This window comes from Herpetosiphon sp. (assembly GCF_003512625.1).
GTDB classification, from domain to species: Bacteria; Chloroflexota; Chloroflexia; order Chloroflexales; family Herpetosiphonaceae; genus Herpetosiphon; species Herpetosiphon aurantiacus.
The window spans coordinates 1284-2499 of record NZ_DOPT01000055.1; the positions used below are offsets into that span (position 1 = coordinate 1284).

Below are 1216 nucleotides of genomic sequence, written 5' to 3' on the forward strand. Positions count from 1 at the left end.
CCTATTGTGCTAATGAAAGCAAGGATTTGTGCAATTCGTGGCGAAAAGAATTCAGCCTTCATGTGCTTCACGGTTTCATTCTTCGTGCAACTTCGTGCCCTTCGTGGATCGCAATTAATCTTTTGGCAATTGCTCAGGTTTGGGGCGTTTTTCATGTTTTTTACGCAGCACAGCAGTCACTTCCGAGCGATTATGGAACAGTTGACGTGCCCCAATCACCCAATAGGCCGTGCGCAAAATACTCAGCGAGTGATAGGCGATTTGGGCACTATGTTCATGCGGCAATTTGAGTGTCACCACCGCTAAACCATCGTTGGTCAAGGCATTGGCTGAATCAACCATCAGCCACGCCGAATCACGCGCATCGATCCGCATATCATTAACGATCACGGTAAAACGCTCTTGGGTAGGCAAAAAGCGCTGAGCCAAGATTTGCAAATGGCGCACGCCTTGATCGTAGCGCAAGCTGGGGTGCAAATCGGCTGGGTCGATCGCGACTACTGGCAGGCCTGCTCGCCGCAAAATGCGCGTCCAACCACCAGGCGCAGCCCCTAAATCCAAGGCTTGGCCATGGTCGGGCCATTCGATGTTGAATAAGGCTTGGGCTTCGAGCAATTTAAATTCAGCGCGGCTTAATTGGCCTTGTTCGCGGGCAAAGCGGTGTGCGCCACCCGCCCAAGCCGAGCGATTAAATTCCACGGTCGAAACACCCAAATAAGCCCGATCCATGCTCAGAGCAACCGAAAGCACGCCCTGCGGATTGCGTACATCCAAGGGTAGCCCGCTGACTTGCGAAACTGCTTCGGCCAAGGCTTGGTTAATTTCAAAGCGGGTTAATTTGACATGTTCATCAAGCAAGCGAGTTTGCACCGCAAATGGTTTACGGGCTGGCAAATGTGGCGCAAGATTCAAGGCCACTTGGGTTAGGCGTTCTAAATCATCAGGCGTACCTTCGAGCACGACTTCACGATGAACTGGCGCGATATGGCGCACAAAAATGGCTGGCCGTTTGAGCAAGAAGGCGTGCCATTCAGCGAGTGGTTGCTCTAACTCAACCAAGGCCACTTCTGGCGCGAGCCGTTGAACGGCAACCCCATATTTGCCATAACGAATTTCATCTATCGCTGCCTCAAGCATCTCGGGCGCAGCACTAATTAAAACACGATAGGTATCAAGCACAAAAAAGTCCTTTAGAAAGGCAAAAGGCAAAGGGCAA

Annotated in this window: 1 protein-coding gene; it reads right to left on the reverse strand. The window is 51.5% G+C overall.

From position 1 onward, the window contains the following. Positions 1-114 precede the first annotated feature (114 nt). Positions 115-1216 (reverse strand): SAM-dependent methyltransferase (locus tag DEF47_RS12100; protein ID WP_287045156.1); only part of this gene is annotated, 1102 nt, incomplete at its 5' end.